Genomic DNA, 2,366 nt, shown 5'->3' with positions numbered 1-2,366 from the left:
AGGCCCGCGGGCTGGGGGTGAGTCCGGCGACGTTGTTCCATGTGGCGTGGGCGCGGGTGCTCGCGGGTCTGGCGGGGCGGTCGGATGTGGTGTTCGGGACGCTGTTGTTGGGCCGGATGAATGCCGGGCGGGGTGCGGACCGGGTGCCGGGTCCGTTCATGAACACGCTTCCGGTGCGGGTGGATGTGGCGGGCTTGGATGTCGTGGGTGCGGTGCGGGCGATGCAGGCCCAGCTGGCCGGCCTGCTGGTGCATGAGCATGCCCCGCTGGCGCTGGCGCAGAAGGCCAGCGACGTCCCGGCCTCAGCCCCGCTGTTTACGTCGCTGCTCAACTACCGTCGAGGTCCCCAGTCTGGCACCGGGTCCACTCATGGAGGCCGACACCCTTTGGTTGGCGTGAACTTGGTACACAGCCAGGACCTCACGAACTACCCCTTGGCCGTGGCGGTAAATGACGACGGTTCAAGGTTCGGGCTCACGACCGATGTGATTGCTCCAGGTGATCCGGGACTAGTGTGCGCATCGCTGCACACCGCCCTTGACGGTCTGATCACTGCGCTGGAAGAGGCTCCGGAAGGACCACTGCGCGAGATTGCGATCCTTTCCGGTGCCGAGCGCGACCAGATGCTGGCGGGCTGGAACGACACCGTCACCGCGGTCCCAGACACCACGCTGGCCCAGCTGTTTGCGGAGCAGGTGGTACGGGATCCGGGTGCGATGGCGGTGGTGTGTGGGGATGAGCGTTTGGCGTATGGGGAGTTGGATGAGCGGGCGAACCGGTTGGCGGGAGTGCTGGTCGGTCGGGGTGTGGGGCCGGAGTCGGTGGTGGCGATCATGCTGGAGCGGTCGGTTGAGCTGGTGGTGGGGTTGCTGGCGGTGTGGAAGGCCGGTGCTGCCTACCTTCCGATCGATCCCGGTTATCCCTCCGTGCGGATTGCGTTCACGCTGTCCGACGCCCGCCCGTCCTGTGTGCTCACGACGCGTGCGCAGGCTGGTGAACTTCCGGCAGATCTGGCCGTGGCCGTGGTTGCCGTTGACGAGGCGGAGTCGGCTGGGAGGGATGAGTGGACGCGTCCGGTCCTGACGGTCGGGCATGCGGCGTATGTGATGTACACGTCCGGATCTACGGGGCGGCCGAAGGGTGTGGTGGTCACCCACGGCGGCCTGGTCAATCACATGATGTGGATGCAGCGGGTGTTCGGGCTGGATACGTCGGATCGAGTGCTGCACAAGACGCCGTTCGGGTTCGACGCGTCGGTCTGGGAGCTGTGGTGGCCGTTGATGTCAGGGGCGGCGTTGGTGATCGCCGCGCCGGATGGGCATCGTGATCCGGCATACCTGGCGGATTTGATGCGACGTGAGGAAGTCACTGTCGCGCAGTTTGTTCCTTCGTTGCTGTCGGTGTTCGTCGCCGAGTCCGCGGCGGTCGATTTCACGAGCCTGCGGATGCTGTTCTGCGGCGGCGAGGTATTACCGGGTGCTTTGCGTGAGCGCGTCACCGACCTGCTCGGTGTGGAGTTGCACAACCTGTACGGGCTGACGGAGACGACGGTCGATTCGACGTCTTGGCATGGGAGCCCAGGTGAAGTGCTAGGTGGGAGTGTCCCGATCGGCCAGCCGGTCGACAACACCCGCGTCTATGTCCTGGACCGGTTCCTGGAGCCGGTGCCGCCGGGTGTGGCGGGGGAGCTGTTTGTGGAGGGCGCGGGTCTGGCTCGCGGATATAGCGGGCGGCCGGGGCTGACGGGGGAGCGGTTTGTGGCCTGCCCGTTCGGTGGTGCGGGTGAGCGGATGTATCGGACGGGTGACTTGGTGCGGTGGACTGCGGATGGGCAGTTGGTGTTCGTGGGCCGGGCGGATGATCAGGTGAAGGTGCGGGGGTTTCGGGTTGAGCCGGGTGAGGTGGAGGCCGTGCTGGCGGCGCATCCCGGGGTGGGCCAGGCGGCGGTGGTCGCCCGTGAGGATGCTCCGGGGGACAAGCGCCTTGTCGCGTATGTGGTCCTCGCTGCTGAGGGTGCGAAGGGTGATGATCTGCGGAGGTTTGCTGCTGAGCGGTTGCCGGAGTACATGGTGCCGTCGGCGGTGGTGACGCTGGATGAGCTGCCGTTGTCGGTGAACGGGAAGGTGGACCGCTCTCATTTGCCGGTGCCGGAGTATGTGGGGGCCGGTGGTGGGCGAGGTCCTGTCACGGTGGCTGAGGAGCTGGTGTGTCAGGTGTTCGCGGAGGTGCTGGGTGTGGAGCGGGTGGGGGTGGAGGACAACTTCTTTGAGTTGGGTGGGCATTCGTTGTTGGCGGTGTCGTTGGTGCAGCGGTTGCGTGAGCGTGGGTTCGGGGTGTCGGTGCGGGTGTTGTTCGAGGCGCCGACG

General features: G+C 66.4%; 1 protein-coding gene. It reads left to right on the top strand.

Going from position 1 to position 2,366, the window contains the following annotated elements; translation table 11 throughout:
* A partial coding sequence (locus ACFWR9_RS42590; protein WP_383853044.1) for an amino acid adenylation domain-containing protein occupies positions 1-2,366 on the top strand: 2,366 nt, incomplete at both ends.

This window comes from Streptomyces sp. NPDC058534, from assembly GCF_042717365.1.
Classification (GTDB): domain Bacteria; phylum Actinomycetota; class Actinomycetes; order Streptomycetales; family Streptomycetaceae; genus Streptomyces.
This window is presented reverse-complemented; position numbering and strand designations above follow the sequence as displayed.